Origin of the sequence: Algoriphagus sp. Y33 (genome assembly GCF_014838715.1) — a bacterium.
Lineage (GTDB): Bacteria > Bacteroidota > Bacteroidia > Cytophagales > Cyclobacteriaceae > Algoriphagus.
Genome location: NZ_CP061947.1, coordinates 1,045,618 through 1,067,847, shown reverse-complemented (window position 1 = coordinate 1,067,847; position 22,230 = coordinate 1,045,618). Strand labels below are relative to the sequence as shown.

General features: G+C 39.2%; 18 protein-coding genes. 1 reads left to right on the top strand and 17 read right to left on the bottom strand.

What is annotated here, in order from left to right; genetic code table 11:
- The 17 genes from ID165_RS04465 to ID165_RS04385 all read right to left on the bottom strand — a co-directional run bounded on the left by ID165_RS04465 (position 1) and on the right by ID165_RS04385 (position 20,779).
- Positions 1 to 1,470: a hypothetical protein gene (locus tag ID165_RS04465; protein WP_192349181.1), complete on the bottom strand. Its 1,470-nt coding sequence runs from the start codon at positions 1,468 to 1,470 to the stop codon at positions 1 to 3.
- Entirely contained in the window at positions 1,467 to 3,476 is a 2,010-nt protein-coding gene (locus ID165_RS04460) for an NAD-dependent epimerase/dehydratase family protein (protein WP_192349180.1), read from the bottom strand. Before ID165_RS04460 ends, ID165_RS04465 begins: the two co-directional genes overlap by 4 nt.
- A gap of 10 nt (positions 3,477 to 3,486) precedes the next feature.
- Entirely contained in the window at positions 3,487 to 4,569 is a 1,083-nt protein-coding gene (locus ID165_RS04455; RefSeq protein ID WP_192349179.1) for a DegT/DnrJ/EryC1/StrS aminotransferase family protein, read from the bottom strand.
- A 42-nt stretch (positions 4,570 to 4,611) separates the two neighbouring features.
- The gene (gene pseI / locus ID165_RS04450) at positions 4,612 to 5,640 is read right to left on the bottom strand and encodes a pseudaminic acid synthase (RefSeq protein WP_192349178.1); all 1,029 of its coding nucleotides are present in this window, start codon (positions 5,638 to 5,640) and stop codon (positions 4,612 to 4,614) included.
- Positions 5,641 to 5,643: 3 nt separating this feature from the next.
- A complete protein-coding gene (locus ID165_RS04445; protein ID WP_192349177.1) occupies positions 5,644 to 6,357 on the bottom strand; it encodes a PIG-L deacetylase family protein in 714 nt (237 codons plus the stop codon).
- On the bottom strand, positions 6,335 to 7,015 hold the full coding sequence (locus ID165_RS04440) for a methionyl-tRNA formyltransferase (RefSeq protein ID WP_192349176.1): 681 nt from the start codon (positions 7,013 to 7,015) through the stop codon (positions 6,335 to 6,337). Before ID165_RS04440 ends, ID165_RS04445 begins: the two co-directional genes overlap by 23 nt.
- A 190-nt stretch (positions 7,016 to 7,205) precedes the next feature.
- A complete protein-coding gene (locus tag ID165_RS04435; RefSeq protein WP_192349175.1) occupies positions 7,206 to 8,201 on the bottom strand; it encodes a GNAT family N-acetyltransferase in 996 nt (331 codons plus the stop codon).
- Positions 8,176 to 8,886 carry a pseudaminic acid cytidylyltransferase gene (gene pseF / locus ID165_RS04430; RefSeq protein WP_225586980.1) on the bottom strand — a complete coding sequence of 237 codons (711 nt, stop codon included), beginning with the start codon at positions 8,884 to 8,886 and terminating at the stop codon, positions 8,176 to 8,178. The genes ID165_RS04435 and pseF overlap by 26 nt, the downstream gene beginning before the upstream one ends.
- A 43-nt stretch (positions 8,887 to 8,929) precedes the next feature.
- Positions 8,930 to 10,144, bottom strand: a complete 1,215-nt coding sequence (gene pseC / locus ID165_RS04425; protein ID WP_192349174.1) for a UDP-4-amino-4,6-dideoxy-N-acetyl-beta-L-altrosamine transaminase — start codon at positions 10,142 to 10,144, stop codon at positions 8,930 to 8,932.
- 1 nt (position 10,145) lies between these two features.
- Positions 10,146 to 11,159: a UDP-N-acetylglucosamine 4,6-dehydratase (inverting) gene (pseB, locus tag ID165_RS04420; protein WP_192349173.1), complete on the bottom strand. Its 1,014-nt coding sequence runs from the start codon at positions 11,157 to 11,159 to the stop codon at positions 10,146 to 10,148.
- Between the two features lie 6 nt (positions 11,160 to 11,165).
- Positions 11,166 to 12,944: an ABC transporter ATP-binding protein gene (locus ID165_RS04415; RefSeq protein ID WP_192349172.1), complete on the bottom strand. Its 1,779-nt coding sequence runs from the start codon at positions 12,942 to 12,944 to the stop codon at positions 11,166 to 11,168.
- A gap of 89 nt (positions 12,945 to 13,033) precedes the next feature.
- Positions 13,034 to 13,633 (bottom strand): DapH/DapD/GlmU-related protein, encoded by a 600-nt coding sequence (locus ID165_RS04410; RefSeq protein WP_192349171.1) that lies wholly within the window; start codon positions 13,631 to 13,633, stop codon positions 13,034 to 13,036.
- 227 nt (positions 13,634 to 13,860) lie between these two features.
- Positions 13,861 to 16,509 (bottom strand): SLBB domain-containing protein, encoded by a 2,649-nt coding sequence (locus ID165_RS04405; RefSeq protein ID WP_370539735.1) that lies wholly within the window; start codon positions 16,507 to 16,509, stop codon positions 13,861 to 13,863.
- Between the two features lie 131 nt (positions 16,510 to 16,640).
- Positions 16,641 to 17,102, bottom strand: coding sequence for an ArsR family transcriptional regulator (locus ID165_RS04400; RefSeq protein ID WP_370539734.1), 462 nt, complete (start codon positions 17,100 to 17,102; stop codon positions 16,641 to 16,643).
- A 167-nt stretch (positions 17,103 to 17,269) separates the two neighbouring features.
- Positions 17,270 to 17,644 carry a hypothetical protein gene (locus tag ID165_RS04395; protein WP_192349169.1) on the bottom strand — a complete coding sequence of 125 codons (375 nt, stop codon included), beginning with the start codon at positions 17,642 to 17,644 and terminating at the stop codon, positions 17,270 to 17,272.
- A gap of 5 nt (positions 17,645 to 17,649) precedes the next feature.
- The gene (locus ID165_RS04390; protein WP_192349168.1) at positions 17,650 to 20,064 is read right to left on the bottom strand and encodes a penicillin acylase family protein; all 2,415 of its coding nucleotides are present in this window, start codon (positions 20,062 to 20,064) and stop codon (positions 17,650 to 17,652) included.
- Positions 20,065 to 20,203: 139 nt separating this feature from the next.
- On the bottom strand, positions 20,204 to 20,779 hold the full coding sequence (locus ID165_RS04385) for a DUF2911 domain-containing protein (RefSeq protein ID WP_192349167.1): 576 nt from the start codon (positions 20,777 to 20,779) through the stop codon (positions 20,204 to 20,206).
- Between the two features lie 402 nt (positions 20,780 to 21,181).
- On the opposite strand from ID165_RS04385, the gene ID165_RS04380 reads away from it, so the two are divergent.
- The gene (locus ID165_RS04380; protein ID WP_192349166.1) at positions 21,182 to 22,225 is read left to right on the top strand and encodes an endonuclease/exonuclease/phosphatase family protein; all 1,044 of its coding nucleotides are present in this window, start codon (positions 21,182 to 21,184) and stop codon (positions 22,223 to 22,225) included.
- Positions 22,226 to 22,230 lie beyond the last annotated feature (5 nt).

The following is a 22,230-nucleotide window of genomic DNA, read 5'->3' as shown; positions in this document are numbered from 1 at the left end:
TTAGCCTTTATTCATTTTGATAAACTTTTTATAAATTTTCTTGATCGGACTGATTAACTTTTTCTTTGTCTGTTTAAAATCAAGTTTCTGCAAATCAACTCCTTTGTATCTTCCGCTGCGATGAGTGAGCGCCTGGAAATACTTATGTTTTATTCCGTGAGTTTTCATGTAAAAACCATATTCAAGGCATCTTTCGTTGGGTTTGGCAGGCAAATTTTCAGTATCCAGCAACTCAAACAATTCTTCCTTTGTAGCAGGCTGATAAACCACATCTAACCTTGAATACAAAGAATGACTTAGTGAAATGGTAGGAGTGCCACTGTAAGCCGCTTCTACACCCACCGTGGATAGATAGCATATCACCAAATCGGCTTGCTCTATGAGTGTATACGTATCAATAGGAGAATCAGGCTTGATGACATCTATCTGATCCGACTCAAGATTATACCACAATTCTTTCTCTCGTCCACTTTGATTAATCAGGTTTGGATGAAGCCGCAGGTATAATTTAGTATTGGGTCTGTTGGAAAGATGGCGTGCTATTTCAACCAATGAATCCTCCTGCGAATCAAAAAGAACATGTGGGTTTACCTCATCTCCCACGGCAGCATATTCTGAAATACTGGAATTGAAATAAACCACATTGAAATTCTCCGTATTCCAAGAACTTGGCAACAAGCCTACCTTTTGGTCCTTGGCAAATACCGTAAACGAATCATTTTTCCTTACTTTTCTTTCTTCAAAAAAATCGCGGCCAATTTTTTGTTTTGTACTCATAGGAAGAACTGACTTTTCCCAGTTTTCCTCCAGTTCATCTTTCCTCATTTCCCAATCATGCCTATAGGTTGGTCCAAGAGAATAATGGAATTTGTCACATGCCCTATCATGAACCAAAAATTGTTGTTTCTCCCTTTGACAAATACGAAGGATTGGACGATAAGTAGCTACTCTTCCATTTCTGAAAAGCACCAGATCCGGAGCAACCTTATCCAACCATTTTTGAAAGGATGTAGCAACAATCTTAGAGGAATGAATGATTCGGTTGATCACCTCTTTATGTACTAAGGTATCCGGATCAAGATCATTGGTGACCGATATATGAGAAGAGGCAGCGGCTAACCCAACATCAATCCCATCCCATACATATGCTTTTAGCTCCTCCAGATTCTTGAATGTCAATTCCTCATTTAACGATTCTATTTCTTGACCAGAAAGCATGGAATCAGTCGCTACTTGGATTTGAGAATTTATTAATTTGTGGGCTAAATTAATTTTGTGCTGAACACTTTTGCGATACAAACTTTTGGAAACCCCCTTGCTGATTCCATTGTACCATTCTACATAAGGGAGTATTCCTCCTATATGAACATAATAAACTTCATGACCGTTTTCTGCATACTCTTCCGCCAACTCCAGACTTGTTTCCAACTGGGGAGCTTCGTGCCAACTTTCAAAAATTAAGACTTTCATTTTCGCTGATTTGAATCAAAAAATGAAACCAGAGACCTTACTGTAGATTCAAGGTTATATTCGGGAGATATGTCCAATTTACGTTCAATTCGTGAAGAGTCCATTCCAAATTTCAAATCAGCCTCTGAGGGTTTCAACTCCAATTCAACAACTGTCTGATTAGATATATCTTCAACTACACGTTTAACCATTTTAGCGATGTCCATTATATTGTAAATGCCATTAGCACCCAAATTGTAAACTGCTTCTGATGAAGGATTTATTTGCTCAGTGAAGCGGACAATATATCTGACAGCGTCACGCACATCCATAATTTCCAACTCTTGCTTTCCTCCAACTATTACAAGATTTTCACCTCTCACCGCCTTTAGAACCAACTTTGAGAGAAGATCGACCGGAACCAATCCCTTTTTCCCACCAGATATTGCTGCTAATCTTAAGGAGGTGGTAGTAATATGCGGGTACAACTTAGAAATTGATTTTAACATTAATTCAGAGGCATATTTAGCCTGCGAATAGGGCATAGTGGGGGCTACAGGATCAGATTCCTTCCATAATGGTGTAAGAGTCTGACCATATACACTCTGAGAGGATAAATTAATAATATACGGAATCTGATGTCGTGCCAAGCATGTAAATAAGTTGGACGTAAAATCCAAGCTTTCTGCTATTTCAGTTTCAGTACAGTGAGGTCTTGCAAATGCCGAATGGATTACAATGTCTATATTTCCTACCGAGAATTCGCCATTGAAAAGAGCCGAATAATCATAAAACTCAATTCCGGACTTACTAAAAAGCTTCTCTAGCTTTTCGGCACTTCTTCCCATAGCAATTACCCGTACCTCTTGGTTGGAATGTAATTCTTCTACCAAGCTTCTTCCCAAATATCCGGAGGCTCCTGTAACTAGAACCGTCTTAGTCAAGGGAAATATACGTGGACTGACTTGTTGGGCGAGTGACTGAGCGAGTTCATTTCTATCAAACGAGAGTACTTTATCAGTAGTCTGCCGTATCCCAAAACGGTTATTGTTGATTTTAAGGTAAACACTCGAATCTATATTAAGCCAACTTTTTATACAAGCTTCTACCTCATTAAATCCCATCAATGCCCGCATACCTGTAATCCCCGTGAATCGGGGATTCATCTCAAAGATTTTGAGTCCCTTCTTGGTCAATCTTCCTTGTATATTCAGAGGCCCCACCAAGCCTTTCTCTTTGAAAACAGGGAGTAGTTTATCCACTACAGCCCAGATTTGATCGTTTTCATAAGGTAAAATCTCAATAGGAACTCCGTTGCTTAATTTATTAAAGGAAGCCATTTTACCAATTATTTCTCCTTCTTGAGATAATACTAGTTGTATTGAAATCTCGGAAACCTGGGGATTCTGGTTCTTGGCTATTCCATTTATATAAAGTTGATAGTTGGGATCATCAGGCAAGGGCACTGCAAGTTCCTGCACAATATGATCATCGGTTATTTTCACCAGATCTGCTTCACTTCTGATAATCTCCACTCCCATAGACGCAAAACCACTTCGGGGTTTTGCAAGTAGAGGATATTCAGCTTCACCACTTTCAATAAGTCCTTGTAAATTATCTTTATCATAGCATTTAACAAAAACGTCTACAATTGGATTTAACTCCAGACTCATCCTTTCCTTGTCTCTACAAATAGAAATTATTTCTTCACCTGCAGCCAAGATTGCGATATTTTCTTGAGCAAATCTTTTTCTATTCTTAGCGTATATCAGTGCTTCATCATCTCTACCGGGAATAAGTAGATCGATTTGATGTTTTTTGCATTTTTCAATTAGCTTATCTACAAAATCTGATGCATATATAGTAGGCGTGTAATCAAATGTATCACATGCATAAGCCCCATAGGCGAAAGGGTTTGTCCCCAGTCCCACAGTCTTCAATGGTAAACCCGACAAACGACAGGAATTAATAACGGACTCACCTACTCCACTTCCAATACAGGAAATCCCAATAGTATAAAATTTCATTAACTAGATTTTAGTTGTTTTTTGCGTTGAGCATAATCCTGCAAATCAGATCTACTTCTTCTACTGCTAAATCATAATAAAGCGGAAGACAGAGAATTCTAACCGCCATGGCTTCTGTAACAGGCATACTGACTGGTGTCAAATAAGGCAAAATTGCGGCTAGCGACGGATAAAAATATCTTCTGGTATAAATCTCCCTTAACTTTAACTGTTCCATACATTTGAGTAAGGTCTCTTCATTCTCAAATATTACCGGCATGTATGCAAAATTATTTGTTGCAGACTTATGCCAAACAGGAGATACTAAATTGGCCTTATCCAAACGTAACCAATATCGCTCAGTTAGTTTCTTGCGCTGTACAAGGATAGAATCCAGGTAATCCAAATTGGCCAAGCCCATAGCTGCGTGGAATTCAGAATTTTTCCCATTGATCCCTAATTCAGCAAATCTTTCAGGACCTGCAAAACCAAAATTACGCATATACTCCATTTTCTTCAGAAGCGCATTATCCTGAGTCACCAATAGACCACCTTCAATAGAATGATAAAGCTTGGTAGCATGCAAACTACAAATGGACACATCGCCGTAATCAAATATAGACTTGCCTTTCAACCTCACTCCAAAAGCATGTGCCCCGTCATATATTACCTTTAGGTTATGTTTTTGGGCTATTTCAGCAATTCTCTCAACGTCGCATGGATTACCGTAAACATGGGTAGCCAAAATTGCGGTGGTTTTCTCAGTAATCGCAGCTTCAATTTTATCGGCATCAATATTCAGGGATGTTTCTTCAATATCAACAAAGACAGGCTGACAACCTTCCCATACAATGCTAGAAGTGGTGGCAATAAAAGAAAATGGAGTGGTAATAATTTCCCCTTTCAATCCCAAGGCCTTTATGGCTATTTGCAAGGCAATAGTCCCACTTGATACAAATAGCAGATGATTCAACCCTTCCCGCTCTTTTATACGCATTTCCAACTCACTGGCAAGCGGCCCCATATTAGTCAGCCACTGCCGCTTCCAAATGCCTTCCAAATAGGAATCATATACATTTTTAGGAGGTAGAAATGGTTTGGTAACTGATATCATTTGATAAATGGATGCAAGGGTAAATGAAAAAACAATTGAAAATTAATCGAGTGTAAATCTATCACCTTTTTCATAATCTCTGGATGCGTAAGTGTCTAAAAGCTTTTCATAATGCTTTGGATGAAGTCCGAAGCCCGGCCTAATAGATCTTAAATTTTGGGCTGTGATCAACTCCCCGGCTTTAATATCTTCTACGGCATAAAGGGATCTGCTGAAATTCCTTCCGGAAAGCTGCTTTTCCGTAGGTGTGTAATTCACTTCGCCAAGTGCTTTTTCTGCATCCCTTACAGCTCTCACCATTTCCGAAAATTCCTGCTCATCCAATGAAAAAGATGAATCTGGACCTCCAATTGATTTATCGAGTATAAAATGTTTTTCAATTATTTTAGCACCAAAGCAAGTAGCCACTATCGGAACAGTAATTCCAAGCGTATGATCAGAAAGTCCAGTGACAACCCCGTATCTTTCGGCCATATCTTTAATCATGATCATATTGGCTTCCTCGATAGGTGCAGGGTAGCTAGAAGTACATTTCAGTAATGCGATATCCCTGTTTCCTGCTTTATAGCATGCATCAAGTGCCAACTCGATGTCTTCTTTAGTTGCGATTCCTGTAGAAATTATAACTGGCTTTCCCTTGGAAGCAACATACTCGATCAAAGGAATATCCGTGATTTCAAAGGAAGCAATTTTATAAGCTGGTGTATTTAATGTTTCCAAAAAATCTACTGCAGTAGGATCAAATGGTGATGAAAAACACTCCAATCCTTCTTCTTCAGCAACCTCGAAAAGGGTTTTATGCCATTCCCATGGAGTATAGGCCTCGGTGTATAACTCATGTAAATTCCGACCCTCCCAAATAGTGCCTTGGATTAAAAAATCATCTTTATCGCACTTTATAGTCATTGTATCCGCCGTATAAGTCTGTAGTTTAATACAGTTAGCCCCTGCTCGCTTGGCTGCACGAATTGTTTCGATAGCCACTTCAAAGCTCCCATTATGATTTGCAGACAGCTCTGCGATAATGAAAATTTCCGAATCATCCTTAAGATTGAAATTACCAATTCTCATACTCTATATATTTATTGTTCTGACAATTTGAAAAGCCTCTGCGTAATTTTTTCCTACAGCAATACCCCAACGCTGTGCTAGAATTTCCAGTGCCTTTGGAGACCTTGGATGAGGAAAGGGACGGCTTTCAAATTCATAAGATTCCATGGCTTTGATCTTAGCATTTAAATTTTCTCTGGATATAGAAACGAAGAAATTGGGAAAAAAATGTCTAGGATCGGAATTAACTCGCCATTCAGTTCCTGAAGGAGTTTCAAATGTTATAATAGTATTTACTTTTTCATGTTCCATAGGTCTACATGAAGTTACTACAGCCTCAAATGTTCTTTGATGATCGATATTGACATCCCCCCCATGATGCGTAAATATTATTTCAGGACTAAATCCCCTCTTTTCTTTTTCTACCACTTTAATAATATCTAACAGTGCGACAGTATCAAATCTATTATCAGGAAAATCATAGGCAATAACCGAATGGTATCCAATTGCCATTTGTGCATTCTTAATATTCTCCTTATGTATTTTCAACTCTTTCTCCCAATTCTTTGAATGCCTCTCTTCTGAGCGCGAAGTAATGCCTTCTCCAAGGATTACTACATGAGTTGTGATGTTAAATTCCAAAATCAAACGGTTCATGGTACCTCCAAGACCAAGTAATTCATCATCCGGGTGGGCAACTACCACCATAATTCTTTTATTTCTTAATGATTCTAACATCTGCTAAAAGTGTCTGATGAGATTCCTTTTTAACCCTTGAAAATTCTAACCTAAAGTCTCCTATATCTACATATGCTTTAGGATAATTCTCTGCATCTAACATTCGGATATAGTCGTAAATTTGTTCTATACTTTTCAATTTTTTAATATCGCTATCTTCTGGTCTCCTTCGTCGGAAATTTGTTACATCTCCTACTTGAGGGGTAGGTTTAGGGTTATCAATAATAATCTTAGCTATCATTTCCTGTATAATACTGGCAGCATTTAAAAAAATCTCTTCTGCGGTTCCATACAGCATAAGAGGGGATTTGATATATATCGAACCTGCATCAATCCCCTTTTCTACTCTTAGTGCAGATATTTTTGTCTCCTTAAAACCTCTGACAATCAGATTTTGAAGAGGACTACCTCCTCTTCCCATAGGCAAATCTGTCATGTGAAAAACTATGCATTCAAATCTGGAATAAATTTCTTCAGGGATTATATAAGACCAATGAGGGATAAATATCTTCTCAGGATCAAGCTCTTGAAGTAATAAAAGATTAAAATCAGCTTTGGAATTAATTAGTATCCAATCGTAATAAGGAAATAAAACTTTTAGATTTAAAAAAATCTCCTCATGCATTTTTTTCTCTGACAAGAGCACTAATTTATTCATTGTTGAAGTATTTATAAATCTCAACTACTGTACCAGTAAAATTTTAAAGTAATATAGAATTCGGTAATCCTGACAACTAACGGGACTAACTAAAACAGCTTTCTGTCATCTATCTTAGCTCTTCAGTGCCTACCAAAGCAGGCAGGAGGTAAAACATAGAAAATATGACCACTGTCATCATTGTAAATAATTATAATATATTCTTTTGAAAAGTGACAAAAGGTGAATCGACATGAATTTGCTCAAACCCCAGTTTCTGAAAGACCTTTAATGAGGCCACATTTTGCTTTTTTACTTTAGCTTTCACCAAACATGGACTTTCAAATTCTGATATTGCAAGTTCAACCATTTTCTTTCCCAAGCCCTTGCCTCTGAATTGCTGATCAACCGAATAATCAATTTCCCAAGTATCGATATTGTAATCAAACCTAATCTGTCCCAAAGGAAGCTTGCCTTGGTAAAGGATAAAAATTCTAGTGAAAGGAGAATTCAACTTGGATTTCAGCCATTTTAAATGGGATTCCCATTCGATGGGATCATTATTTAAAGCACTCTGTCTAACAGCATGATCGTTGGCCCATTGGAACAGAAGTTTTGCGTCACGTTCAGTCGCTACACTCAAAAAGAAATTATCAACTGATAATTTGGAATGAATAATCACATCAATAAATTTACCATGGAAAACACAATGTTCCTTTAACCTTGCTTCTTTTCTATAACCAACTTCTTCAATAACTTCATATAAATAAGGCCTAAGGTCAAATGCAAATGTGAAAATTTTATGAAGACAAAGATTTGTGAAAGCTATCTGTTCTATTAGTCGGAGATATATTTGCCAGAATTTTTTAAAAAAATGATCTTCCAAAGCAGTATCCATTACAAATGAAATTTCAGCATTTTTATCAGTCCAATTAATATGAACAAGTCCCCCATATCCAATACACTTTTCTTCTTCTAAAAATGAAAAAAGAATTTGATCCGGGTTTTGTTGTTTAAAAAGTCTTGCAACTACCTCGTTAAAATAAGTTTCTTGGTCATCAACAGTCAAAGGTTTGGCTTGACGTAAATGATAAATTTGATCATTCCTCCATTTCATAATGGAAAACTTATCCTCATTCCTTATCGGAACTAAAGAATATTTACCAAGAGAGAATTTTTGCTTATTTAAGACTGTGTAGGAGTTCATATTTTAATTCAGCCAGCTTCCAATCTGTGAGGGTATCAATATCCTGAACCTGCAGTCTATCTATCGTTATCCCGCTTGAGTTCTCACCCATCAACTTCTTATTTGTTTGCAGAGTTTCGGTTATAAACCAATACCACTGGCCGGCATCATGGTAAATTTCCTCCAAATCCTGCGATCTTTTATTGATGTTTTCCGGCCATACCATTACCAACTTATCCGATTCCCATTGCAACCCTCTCCAAATTGGATAACCAAAGGAAACAACTGGAAATACGACATTTAAACGCTCGTTGAGAAGCTTTTCTAGCCCTTTGCCCAGGGTCTGCTGCTGAATAAGAGGAGCTGTAGGATAGATACAACAGGCAGCATAAAAATAGACTCCTGTTTTTTTATATTCCGCCAATACCTCAAGAAGGACATCAACGGTAGTCGCATAATCATCTGAAGTCTCCCGGGATCTGAAAAACGGCACTGTAGCACCATACTTTTTGGCTATATCTGCAATCTCTTTATCATCGGTAGATACCATCACCTCATCGAAAAGCCCTGAGTTGAGTGCAGCTTCAATAGAGTATGCAATAATTGGTTTCCCCAAAAAATCCTTAATATTCTTTCGTGGAATGCGTTTGCTTCCTCCCCTCGCAGGTATTATGCAAAGCTTTTTCTCCGGAGTTGGTTTAGACACTACTTTTAAGATATAATTATAAGTTTAGCTAATTCACTAAGGATTATCTCTCATCAGAATAATAGGACAGTATTGTCTTAATCACAAATTCCTGTTCCTCATTACTGAAATTAGGAAACATTGGCAGACTGATACAATTCCTGTAATAGTCCTCGGCAAAAGGCATATCCCCTTCTTTCCACCCCAGCTCTCTGTAATATGGCATCAAATGTGTCGGAATATAGTGAATCTGGGCATAGATGCACTTTTCTCTCAAATAGTTATACAAGCCTAAACGATCTTTTACTTCCAAAATATATAGATGGTAAGCATGTCCTTCGACTACTCCTGATTGACTAAGGACAAAATTCCTATCCGAAAATGCCTGTTGATACCTTGCAGCAATCTCCCTGCGTAGCTGTATCCCATCATCTGCTCTACCCAGCTGGCTTAATCCCAAAGCAGCTTGGATATCTGTAAGGCGATAGTTATACCCAAGTTCCTGCATTTCCATATACCAGGCAGGATAATCCGTCTGTTCTTCCTGCGCAATACCTTTATCCACCCCTGTAGCAAATGTGCCTGTATTCTGATATTTCGAATTATCCTTGACAATTCCGTGAGTTCTAAGCATCAGCAATTTTTCATACAATTCTTTGGAACTGGTGGTGATCATTCCACCCTCACCAGCGGCAATGTGCTTAACAGGATGAAAAGAAAAGATTGCTAATTCAGCATAGTTTCCATTCCCGCAGGACTGTTGATTTTTAGTACTATCCACAAAAAAACCTCCGGGTGCGTGACATGCATCTTCTATAATCCATAGACCATATTCATCCGCAAGTTTACGGAAAGCTTCAAGATCTACCGCCCTTCCTGCAAAATCCACAGGAATAATTCCACTGTAAGTTCCTTTAGGGCTTTTTTCTAACAACTCCCGGACTTTTAATATATCTATCAGATATGTATCGGGATCTATATCCGCAAAAACAACTTCTCCCCCGCAGTAACGAACACAGTTAGCCGATGCCGCAAAAGTAATCGGCGTGGTAATAACTTTTACCCCGGGTTTGACTCCCAGTGCAATGCAATTGAGATGAAGGGCTGCTGTACCGTTGCTTACCGCAACGGCATAGTCTGCACCTACATAATGAGCAAAAGCATCCTCAAATTCTTTGATTTTTGGCCCTTGGGTGAGGTAGTCAGATTTAAGAGTCTGAATTACAGCTTCTATATCTTCGTCCGTGATGCACTGGCGGCCATAGGGAATTGGCATCATCTTATACTATATGAAAGGAAGAGTCTACGTGTTCTTGAATAAGTTTACGCATACTGTCCACAGTTTCCCATTCGGTATTTTCACCTGAGTTGTATTGAAAACCCTCCTTTACTTTTATTGCAGTGAATTCACTGATAAAATCATCCAACTTCCATTTATGGCTAGCCGGAAGAATTGCGTAATACTTTCCAAGATCGTAGGTGAAATATGAATCAGAGGAAGTGATCATTTCTTCATGTATTTTCTCTCCAGGTCTGATTCCAACAATTGGTTTTTCACAATCAGGACCTATTGCTTCCGCTACATCCATAATTCTATAGGATGGTATTTTAGGAACAAACAATTCTCCACCCCAAGCATGCTGTAATGCATGAATCACCATTTCTACACCTCCCTGTAAGGATATATTGAATCGGGTCATTTGAGGGTCTGTTATCGGCAAAATCCCACTTTCTTTTCTGGAAAGAAAAAAAGGAATAACAGAGCCGTTTGACCCCATTACATTGCCATATCTGACTACAGAGAATCTTATTGGATTTTCTCCTTTAATATTATTTGCTGCAATAAACAGCTTATCGGAAGTCAACTTGGTAGCACCATACAGATTAATAGGAGCGCATGCCTTATCCGTGGACAATGCGACTACGCGCTGGACTCCTGTCATAAAACAAGCGTCAATCACATTTTGAGCACCATACACATTTGTTTTGATGCACTCATCGGGGTTATACTCAGCTATGGGTACATGCTTCATGGCTGCCGCATGAATGACGAAATCTATCCCTTTCATGGCCCTGACCAATCTTTCTTTGTCCCTGACATCACCGATAAAAAACCTTATCATTGGAAATTGATCTGAGGGGAAGTCCAGAGCCATCTGATATTGCTTTTGTTCATCTCTGGAGAAAATAACCAAGCGCTTAGTTTTTGGATACTTTCCCAAAATATGCTTGGTCAGTGCGGTTCCCAAGGAGCCGGTTCCTCCGGTAATTAAAATTGATTTGTCAGTAAACATCTTTTATTAAACTTCTTGTAACTCTACAATCTTGCGAACTTGGTCTGATTTTTCAACTAAGGTCTTGAAATCACCACTCGCTACAATTTCACCTTTGTCTAAAAGAAAAATCTGATCAGCAGCTTTAATAGTCGAAAGCCTATGAGCCACTATAACTATAGTGTATTGGCCTTTCAAAGAATCTATATTATCCTGAATGATTCGCTCTGTCTCAGAGTCAAGTGATGAGGTGGCCTCATCCATGATCAAAATTTCAATATTTTTATAAAGTTCTCTAGCAATTGAAAGACGTTGCTTTTGGCCTCCACTCACCTGAATACCATTGTTTCCCAATAAAGAATCCTCCCGATTTGGCAATTCTAAAACAAAATTATCAATTGATGCTTTTTTTAGTACGTCCCAGAATTTTTGAATATTCTCTTCTGTCTTAGGTGCCCACTGGGTAATATTATTGAATATAGAATCAGAGAAGATCACAGGATCTTGTGTAATATACCCAATGCGACTTTGGTAGCTTTGTTTTTGTAACTTGTTAAGCTCAGTATTATCTAAAAGAATAGAACCCTTTTCAGGTTTAAACAATCCTGCTATAAGATTTACCAGTGTTGTCTTCCCACTTCCACTCTCTCCTATTAAAGCAATAGTAGTCTTGGATTTTATCTTCAAGTCTATATCTTTCAAAACAGCCTTGTCGCCGTAAGAAAAGCTTACCTGCTGAAATTCTATTGAGTCATTTAACGTACTGAATTTCTCATCACCGTCGGTGTCCTGAGAATTATTTAAGATCCTACCAAATTCTATCATATTATGAAGAGAACCGGTTACATTCAAAAAATTGTTCCACTGATTTTGTAATTCTACCAGTGAGTTTAAAGAGCGATAGAAAAACAGTAAACTAAGGATAATTGCACCGATACTTTCTGAAAACACCTTTACCTGAATCAAGATTGTCAAAACAACTACGGTTATTACCATTGGTTCTCTGGCAGCAACAACAAGGGAATTGTAAAAACCAATTTTCTTATTACTATTCTCTATATAATCAATTGAGCTTTTGATTTTTTCAAAAAATTTATCCATTAAACCCGTAGCTTTTAAATACTTAAAAAAAGCCACTTTTTGAATGATAAGCCCTTGATACGCGTGACCTCCCTTAGTTATTTTCTTGGATGTTTCTTTAGTTCGTTTATAAATCCTATTGTAGAGAAGGTTGGATAACCCGCCCCCTACAGCAACCAACAATGCAAACTGGAAATTTGTAATCATGGCCAATGCCAAATAAACAAACACCATAATTCCCGCCTGAATGGTACTGAAGTAAGTTTTGAAAGCAGTAGAAACACGCCCTACCTCTCCTCCAAGGGTATTTTGAACCATTCCGGAATCTATGTTGACGAAAGACTCAAATCGGAAATTTCCTAATTTTTTGACATAATCGGTTCGCAGTTTTTTGATAAACAATTGCTGCGTGATGACATTATAATAGCCTTGGCAGAATTTAAACAACCCTTTCAGAATGAAAAAAAACATGATGGAAAATAGCACCGTCTGAAGCGTCAGCCCCAAACCTACCTGCTCTAATCCATCAACAAGAAATTTCATCCCTCCGATATTTTCTGAGCTTGGACTGCTGCTATTGTCTATCATCTGGAGTAGCGGGATAAACATCGCCAAGCCAAACCCATCTAAAACACCCACTGCCAGGCTTAATCCCAAGGATATGAAGACCCGATATCTAAGATGGGAATAGAAATAGCTAAAATTGCTAAAATATCTCTTAAACATTATTTTAATTATTCCCACATTATTTTAATTCAAAACGTCAAAAGAATATTCTCTGCCGCAAGTACTACCACTGTGCTTAAATAAACAACTTACTTTGCAGGAACGCCTTTAATTACTGTAGATTGAAGATGGTTTTTAGTAACAACAGCACCGGCTCCCACTACAACCTCATCCCCTAATTTCACTCCAGGCAAGACCACTGCTCCTGCTCCTATTCTGCAAAACCTTCCTACTTTGGCTCCGCCAAGAAGCATTGCTTGAGGACCAATTTCAGAGAATTCTCCTACCGAGCAATCATGATGAATCTGCCCCCCACTATTTAATAAAGCACCTTTGCCCATCAATACATTTGGACCAAGAAACGTCAAAGGCATTAAATCTCCTTGACTTTGATTTTCGACGCCCGAAAAATTCAAAGGATGATATTGACCTCCTATCTTAGTCATGAAATTATAAAGATTTCTTCTAGAAATGGGGGCTCCTACCCCCAGACAAAAACCAGGGTCTTTAGCAAGCTGATCCATCAATTCAGATAGGGATGAAAACACCGGTATTTTATAGGCATTAAAACTAACAGCTGTGCATTCTTTATTCTCATCGAAAAAGCAGATAGTTTCTACATCATATCCTGAATTATGCAAAGAATACAATACTTCTTTCCCATGTCCCCCAGCACCTGCAATTATCATTTATTCTCTGTCTCTATCAATGTACAATTAATCCTTTGAGCATATCCTGAGGGCGATACAAACTGCTTAAACCCGAAATACCACTATTTTTAAAAATCACTGCAGTCTAAAATAGCTTTCACATCTTATTATCGTCAGGAATTTTAAGGGCTTGTCGGGACATGCTCTTACACAAATCCCAACAGGCCATTATCAAGGCTGCGGTTATCGACAATAAATTTAAGCGATTAGGGCAGTAGTCTATCAATCAAAATACCCAAGGTGGCCAAACTTGAGGCCAATCCTATCCAACCGGCAGCACTTAATCTATCACGTTTTGGTTTAGTAGGAACCACAATTTCTGCACCTGGCTCTAATGCGGGGTAAATATTAATCCCTATAAAATTTTGCGTACTTCTTACATCACCATTGGCATAGACCACATAGGTTTTAGACTTTCTTGCCTCCTCGGTGAATCCACCGGCTTTGGAGATGTAATTTTTCAAATTGCTCCTTTTATCAAACCTAGTAGTTGTAGGTAACAGTACCTCTCCCACCATCCTTACCGTTTGCAGTTCCTTTGGAATCTGAATCACATCCCCTTCCAACAAAAGAAGGTCATCATCTGAACCTGGATTTTGCATGATTTTAACCAAGTCTATCCCCACCAAATCTTGCTTTTTCATCCGCACTGCATTCAAGGCCGAATCCAATCTCAAAGAATCCATGGCAGAAAAACTGTTAGACATTTTTTTCCTCTCCTCAGCTTCTTTTTTCTTCAAAAGCTCTAACTCACTCCTCGAAATTTTTGTGTCAATTCTTTCAAATAGAATTCTTTCAGCCTCATTGTTATTTCTATTGGTGGAAGAATCAAGATTATTTTTCAATTCTTTTAACAGCTCCAAGCGTTTTTCTTCTTCCGTCAAATCCTCAAAATAAACCGTTCTTCTAACCAAGCTGGCTCCTTTGGGATAGGCAAATTGAGACAACCCACCTGCACGCCTAATCACATCAGAAATACGCTCATTCGCACTGCTTATTGCAAAATCCCCCGGATACATAACTTCACCTTTGACGCTGACCACTTGCTCTTTTTCAAACCCGGGACTGATTCTTATAAATACATGATCAAAGGGTTGGAGAGGCTGGTTTTTTTCTGCCTCTGTCAATTGCAAATCAGCATCGATTGTCAAAGTAGAAATCTCAGCAATTTTACCTGATGCCATGTCCCGAACCCGTCTTGCAATTTCAATGGAGGAATTAGAAGCAGATTCCAAGAGTCCACCCGATCTCAAAATCAAATCTCCCACTGTCATATTTGAAGCAAAAGGATAGGTGCCCGGCATGCTGATTTCACCAGATATTTTCACATAATACTCTTCTTGAATATCATATCTACTAGGAATAAAAAGCAAGTCCTCATTTTTCAATACTATATCCTCTGCCGTGCCATTTAATATTCCTTTCAAATCCAGAGATTCTGCTGCCAAAGTGAGGTCTTCACTAGTCCTATAAAGCGTCGCTCTGTTGGAAAAAGCCTCAGGACGCAATCCATCTGCCTTCTCTATAAGTACTTTTACGGTCAGCGGCTCATCTCCCAATGAATATTCTCCCGGACGATTGACCGAACCACTCACTTGTACCCGATTAGAAAACCTGTCTAGCGCCTCACCAATTAAGATTTCATCACCATCTTTCGGGGAAAATGCTGCAAAATCGCTAGATGCTACATCAATCACTTTTCGTTGATTATTCTCAATTCTCCTGACAGTCACCCTATCTCTATAGGCTAAACTTTTAAAACCACCTGTGTAAGTAAACAATTCATCCAATCCTTCCCCCTGCTTTACTTCGAAAAGCCCTTCTCTTCGCACAGGGCCTATTACTTCTACTCTGGTTTGTACAGGCTGTACTATGATCACATCATTATCCTGAAGCGTAATGTTGGCATCTTGAATTCCCTTAGACAGAAACTCATAAATATCTACCGTAGCCACCAATCGACTATCTCTATAAATCTGGATTTTTCTGAAGGCTCCATCTTCATTTGGTCCACCAGCAGCATAAAGCGCATTGAAAACTGTTGCAAATGAGGGCAAAGTGTAGGTGCCAGGCATGGTAAGTTCACCAACCATCGAAACTTTAATTGACCTGATATTTCCCAGCCTCAGTTGGACAAATGTGTTTGGGTTGCTTCCCGACAAGCCTGAATATATTCTAGATAGGGCTGTGATAATCCTCGCAGTTGCTGCTTCTATACTGGCACCGGCCACCTGGACAGGCCCTACGTTGGGAATTAACACCCTCCCTTCAGGCGAGACGCTTAAATCATAAGATTGCTGGGATGCGCCATAGACATCCAACAGCAATTGATCACCTGATCCTATAACATAGTTCTGGGGTGTAGGAACATTGAGACTGGGACTAAAATCCAATGCCTTATTATGAAAAAGCTTATATCCAAAAATCTTCTTTTGCTTTAAAGTTAGGTCATAATAGGGATCCGATCTCCTTATAGAGTCAAACATATCTTCCTGCTGGAAGCCATTCACTTGCCTCCCATTCCCGAAATTCTGCGAGTTTTTGTTATTATTCGTAGAAGTTCTCGCTTGCAAAGAATTAATTCGATTTCTGAGTTTTGCCGCCTCTACGGCAGGCATTCCCCGCTCTCTGGCTAGTGATTCTATTTGGCCAACAGCAATCCCGCTTGACTCCGCCCGTTTGATCAATTGCTCGATCTGGGCATCGGACAAATCGTCTACCTTGAGATTCTGAATATCTGATAAGCTCTGACTCTGCGCTGCAAAGGCCACCAATAAAAAGATTGCCAGCGCAAGGCAATTTCTAAGATCAATCAACCAAGTATATTTTTTCAATTCAATAATTTTCGTTTTCAATTCAATTTTTGCTAATAACCAGACTGCTAATTTCAGCTTTTTCGCCGATTCTCAAACAATTCCGCACAGCTTCGCCCTTTCAGTCACAAAAGCGCCTATCTCCAAAACCAACAACCAAAGCCCTGAGCAATCTAAGCTCCTACTTCTCTATCAAACAAAACCAGACCCGTGGAACTCATCCTCTCAGCCAGCAATGTCAATACCACTTTTCTATCTATCAACTCCTCTATCTTAGCAGAAAGATTTAGGATATAATTCTCATTCAAATTATCGCCCGTAACCACTACGTCAATTTTACCCGAATCGATACCTCTGGAAAGATCACCTACCAGAATTACTTGGCCTACTTCTCCCATTCGCTCTAATATCTGTTCGAGTAATTTATCCAGCCCCAGATACTTACGGATGATTTCTTGAATATTAGAAAAAAATGGGTGCAGCACATTGGCCTTGTAAGCAATTTTATTCTTATCAGTTTCCTTTACCAAAATCCCAGCCTGAGTCAAATTATTCAACTCTTTGCGTATCGCATTGGTAGATTCCCCAAACTCATCGGCCAATCCTCGCAAATGGCTCTGCGTTTGGGAGTTCACAAAAAACTTAATAAGCAACCTCAATCTTGTCTTAGAGGTAATTAAGGATTCAAGCATAAAAAGTCACCCTAATAGTGAGTAACAAAGGTACTCATTGCATTGAATAGGAAAAACAAATTGTAAGTTTTTGATTAAAAATGACGGCTCACAACTAGTTTCTATTTAAATCAATAACTTTTATAAATATTATCCGGCTTCCGCTTGAACAGTTTCCTCAATAAGCCTCCTGTCCATGCACTAAAAGCCCCAATTAAAAACCCTAAGAATCCCGTGATGACAAAAAGGACCATATCCGACCCCAGCCCCATCAATTCTCCCATTTTCTCAGGTAATGAACTTCCGGAAATAGTGGTGATGTACAAACTCTGACCCAACCAAGCCAGTCCCATTCCAAAACCGCCTGCAAAAAAAGCCCTTCCTCCAGGACTATCGGCAAACGCAGCAAGGATTGCTACAGCTATCATTACAGCCCAATAAGGCATAAATGGGTTGAGCAGTAGCACAAGTATAGCTGTAAGAAAGGTGAGTAAAATAAATTTCATAACTCTTAGTTTAAACTAGTTTGGAACAATATGCCTTCAGTCTGATCAGAAGTTCTGATATCGAAATTCAAATACTCACCATTTGCCCACTTCTGGATAAAATTACTGTAGTATCTACTCCCTGGATTGCCCGATTGTCCTCCGGGATATATTCCGAAAGCCTTTACTTCCGACCCTAGTTCCACTACCATTCTCCAGCTTGCCCCATGTCTTCCGCTAGTAGCATTCAGAATACCCGAGCCTCCACCAGTGTATACATTCTGCACTGAAAATGGTTTAAACTGGGGTACAAGATGCTGGATTGTAGTCCTTTTGTAATTTGCCCACGAAAAATCACCTTCATCCGCTTCCCACCTCTTCATGTCGGAAAGCATCTCTCCGAAACCTTCTCTTGCATGAGTCGTGGCAGTCTCCAGTCCTGCAGTATTTTTCAAATCAAATAATGCTCCATCAGGCTCATTCTTTAAGAAATGAACGGTCTGATAGTAACTCGGTAATACGACCGGCACTGTCTTTTCTGATAATTCTTTCCAAATCTGATTATACATTTTCCTCCACCAAATATAAAATAGGGTCGGTGCTTTTTGATTTGGGTCAGCATAATAATCCCACTCTTTCAATAGAGCCAGATATTTCTTTCCATCAGCGTCATTTGAATATTCTCCTCCGAGCAATTCCAGCATAACCGGTAATGCTTCCGAAGCATGTAGATAATAATCGTCAAATTGAAGCCCTTGCATATCTTCAATGGTAATGTTGCCCATTTCCTCAAGTCGGCGATTCAACCGACGATTTCTATAAAACTCATAGCTATTGTCAAAAACATAATAGGGATAGGTGGAATCTGTAGGGTGCTGATTGGCTGAACTCACAAAACCACGGGGAGGATTCAATGTAGCTGCATTTTGTTCATTTGGGATATAACCCTGCCATTCCATTCGTGGATCAGCCCCGTCCATAAAGAATTTCCCTTGACCTTTCCATTTCAAAGGGAATTTGCCCTGAATACGCATGGCTATATCTCCATCTTTGGATGCAAATACGAAATTCTGGGCAGGCGCAGTGAAATGATCTAAAGCGGCATTGTAATCCTCATAGTTTTTGGCAGAATTCAACAAAAGAAAAGTTTTCTGTTCATTTGAGCCTTCATGTACATTCCATTTCAAGGCAAAATTCACATCCTGACGACCTGAATTAAAGGTCTTATCATAGACTACAGGCCCGTAGTGTGTATAGATTACAGTATCTAGATAAACTTCTTCATTTTTCACCTTTATTTCTTCTATTCTAAATGTAGTCTGCTCCCACTTTTCGCCATAGCGATAAGCTTTTCTTGCATTATCCTGAAAAGTGATTTTATACCAATCCCGCGTATCTCTGGTTGCGTTGGTGACACCCCAAGCGATATTTTCATTAAATCCCGAAATCACCCCCAGGGCACCGGGAAGTGTAGCCCCCTTGACAGAATGCTCAGGTGTGGTCAATTGCATGGAATACCAAAGCGAGGGAAGATTTAAACTCAAATGCGGGTCATTGGCTAAAATCGGATTTCCACTTTTGGTTTTCGAACCTGATACTGCCCAGTTGTTCGAACCTGTACCTTCCTCAGGCTGCGGCAAAGGATCAATCACCAAAGTATCATCAGGGTAGTTAATGCTATCAGGTCTTGAAACCGAAAGCGGCTTAAATCCCCACTTGTGGCCGGGTTCTATTATTGGTTCTACCCCAATTGGATATTCCGGGTAAAGTTTGTCCAGCATCACTTCCCCTAGAATTTTACGTAAGTTAGAATACTCCAAATCCCTGTCGCCAACCAGCATATCTGTCATGTACTTCAACAGAAGAATTGACTTGAAAGCCGACCAGTGTTCCGGTCTATAATTAAGGATTTTGTATTCTACAGGTAATCTGGCATCTGACAACTGATCAATATACTGATTCACGCCGTCTGCATAGGCTTCAAGCAACATGAAAGACACTGAATCATTCTCTTGGATGAATTTCATTCCCATTTCAGCCCCATAAGCCAGTCCTTTTCTCCGGGTCATTCTATCCAGATCCAATGCAATTGGCCCTACAATTTCGGATATTCTTCCTGCTGCGGCCATTGTTTGGAATTCCATTTGCCAAAGTCTGTGTTTCGCAGTGATATATCCCTGGGCTCTATATAAATCAGTTTCGTTAGCTGCAAATACGTGAGGAATCAGATTTTCATCGTAAATCACCTTAACCTCACTGCTTAGATTATTGAGTTCCAATTCATCTACAGCCAATGCGTCTTCAGAAAGGGTGTTCTGCCAAAACCCGTGGTAAGGATCCAGCAAAGGTGCCAACGGTGGAATAGCTCCAAATGGTTGGGAAACCACTAGTGCAAGTGTGATTGACAGAGCCAAAACAACTAAAAAGCCTACATACTTCATGGGGTCAAGTTTAGGTAAGGGTAAGGTGACTAATTTAGCCTAATCCTATAATTATTAAGCAATTTCTGCCTTCCTTTTAAGGTCTATCCAATAAAAAAGCCCCCAAATTATTGAGGGCTTAACAAATGTAAAGTTTTTTCTAATTGATACTGATGGGCAACTTTAGTTTTTCCCAGCGAATCACTATTCCCGGGCTTTCAATGTCCATTGATAAAGACTCTTGGCTGGACTCTTCCCAAATGGGAGTCACATCTACTCTTAGCACATCATTTTTTTCGTCATACTGAAAATGTCCATGTTCCAAATCCCATTCTGAATTGAAAATCACTGTCCACGGACCACTCTCTTTTGGAATTGTAAACAGAGAGTATTTGCCTGCAGGCAGTCTATCTCCTTCTACAGTCATGTCCTCAGCCAACTCCACATAAGAAGCTTCATTGGCACCAGTCCTCCATACCACATTATATGGCACCAAGTCTCCCCACAGTTCTCTGCCTTTCACCGCAGGAGAACCGTATTGTATTTTAAATGTTTTGCCGGCAATCTGCCCTGTCTTTTCCATCAACGGGCTTGGTCTGGACTCCACCGTCTCGGCAGCTTCCTTAGTCTCAACGGCAACTTCGGACTCAGAGGATTCAGAAGTCTTAGATTCACTGCATGAAGTAAACACCATGGCAATCAATGTTGCCGATAAAATAGTTTGGTACGTTTTCATAGTGGTAATTTTCTATCGAAATAACTAATAATTGGCAAATGAGCAAAATTATAGGCTCTCTTTCATCATTTAAGTAACATTCATTTGCTTCAACTTCAAAAATTCTACCTTTACATATAAGGAAAATGAAACATGGAAGTTATTTCTCACTTGGATCGAAGATTGCTCTGGATATAATACGTTCAACAACTTGAAAAGGATCATGATTTATCGTACAATGCTTTGCCTGATCAATTTTAATTCATGAAATCATACATGACCCTAAGAGTCTCACAGTGGGATGATTATCTATCAAGCGAGAGCTCCTGCCCTCAGGGAGACGGATCCCAAAGGTCGGGCAGGCTATCCCGTTTCCTTAGTCACGGGACAGATTATGACCGCTGAAAGACAAATTATAAACAGATGAAAATTATCACTTGGCTTATTTTTGCCACTTCGCTTTTATTGTTTTCCAGCGTTTATATCTCACCTGAGTATTTCCGATACGTGGGATTATTGCCTTTTTTCATTCCGGTCATTTTATTGCTGAATCTATTTTTGCTTGTGATATTGATTCTTTCTTGGAGGAAACTGGCTTTTTTACCATTTCTGGCTTTACTGATCGGCTACAAATTCTTGATAGCTACCTTCCAGATCCATCCCAAAAATGAGGAAGCTAAAGGACTTAAAGTCCTTACCTACAATGCCCACATGTTTTATTACAATCCAAAAAGTGAGGTATCCCCAGACTCAAATGTACTCTCATGGCTACAGGAACAGCCGGCTGATATAAAGGTCTTTCAGGAATTTCTGCAAGACAACACTACCCCTTCCAAGGATGCTGTCAAAATCCTCGGCAAGGATTCAAATTATAAAGTCTCCTACCAAATCACCGATGGAAATCCTAAAAAAATGTCCAATGGGTTGGCTATTTTCTCCAGGTTCCCAATCATCAATGAGGGCAAGGTGTTCAACTCTCAAGGAACAAACGGGGCTATTTTCGCAGATATATTAGTTAATAACGATACGATCAGAATCTACAATGCACATTTGGAATCTATGAGGATTAATTCTGAAGGATTGGAAAATCTTGAAGGTTTCAAGGAAAATTACAGACAAACACTAGGCAAATTGCAAAGAGGCAGTTTGGCACGAAACAAACAACTTAAAGTTCTTTTGGAACATATGAATAACAGTCCCCACCCTTTGATCCTAATGGGTGACTTGAATGAAATCCCTTATTCCTATACGTACTTCAAATTGGGGGAAAATTATGAGAATGCCTTTGAAAACGCAGGAAGAGGCTTTGGGTTCACTTACAATAGAATACTCTTCTTTCTAAGGATTGATCATATTTTCTCCAGCGAAAAACTCAAGGCCGTTCAGTTTAGAACCCACAGAGAAGTAGATTATTCTGACCATTATCCTGTGTCTGCCACTTTTACTTGGGAAGGATTCAGCAAGTAGCAACT

Coding starts and splice junctions, on each gene's coding strand:
- pseI (WP_192349178.1), bottom strand. CDS start 5,640: ATGAGAATTGGTAATTTCAATCTTAAGGATGATTCGGAAATTTTCATT.
- ID165_RS04435 (WP_192349175.1), bottom strand. CDS start 8,201: ATGAACTCCTACACAGTCTTAAATAAGCAAAAATTCTCTCTTGGTAAA.
- ID165_RS04460 (WP_192349180.1), bottom strand. CDS start 3,476: ATGAAATTTTATACTATTGGGATTTCCTGTATTGGAAGTGGAGTAGGT.
- pseC (WP_192349174.1), bottom strand. CDS start 10,144: ATGATGCCAATTCCCTATGGCCGCCAGTGCATCACGGACGAAGATATA.
- ID165_RS04465 (WP_192349181.1), bottom strand. CDS start 1,470: ATGAAAGTCTTAATTTTTGAAAGTTGGCACGAAGCTCCCCAGTTGGAA.
- ID165_RS04390 (WP_192349168.1), bottom strand. CDS start 20,064: ATGAAGTATGTAGGCTTTTTAGTTGTTTTGGCTCTGTCAATCACACTT.
- ID165_RS04455 (WP_192349179.1), bottom strand. CDS start 4,569: ATGATATCAGTTACCAAACCATTTCTACCTCCTAAAAATGTATATGAT.
- ID165_RS04410 (WP_192349171.1), bottom strand. CDS start 13,633: ATGATAATTGCAGGTGCTGGGGGACATGGGAAAGAAGTATTGTATTCT.
- ID165_RS04380 (WP_192349166.1), top strand. CDS start 21,182: ATGAAAATTATCACTTGGCTTATTTTTGCCACTTCGCTTTTATTGTTT.
- ID165_RS04385 (WP_192349167.1), bottom strand. CDS start 20,779: ATGAAAACGTACCAAACTATTTTATCGGCAACATTGATTGCCATGGTG.
- pseB (WP_192349173.1), bottom strand. CDS start 11,159: ATGTTTACTGACAAATCAATTTTAATTACCGGAGGAACCGGCTCCTTG.
- ID165_RS04395 (WP_192349169.1), bottom strand. CDS start 17,644: ATGAAATTTATTTTACTCACCTTTCTTACAGCTATACTTGTGCTACTG.
- ID165_RS04445 (WP_192349177.1), bottom strand. CDS start 6,357: ATGTTAGAATCATTAAGAAATAAAAGAATTATGGTGGTAGTTGCCCAC.
- ID165_RS04415 (WP_192349172.1), bottom strand. CDS start 12,944: ATGTTTAAGAGATATTTTAGCAATTTTAGCTATTTCTATTCCCATCTT.
- ID165_RS04440 (WP_192349176.1), bottom strand. CDS start 7,015: ATGAATAAATTAGTGCTCTTGTCAGAGAAAAAAATGCATGAGGAGATT.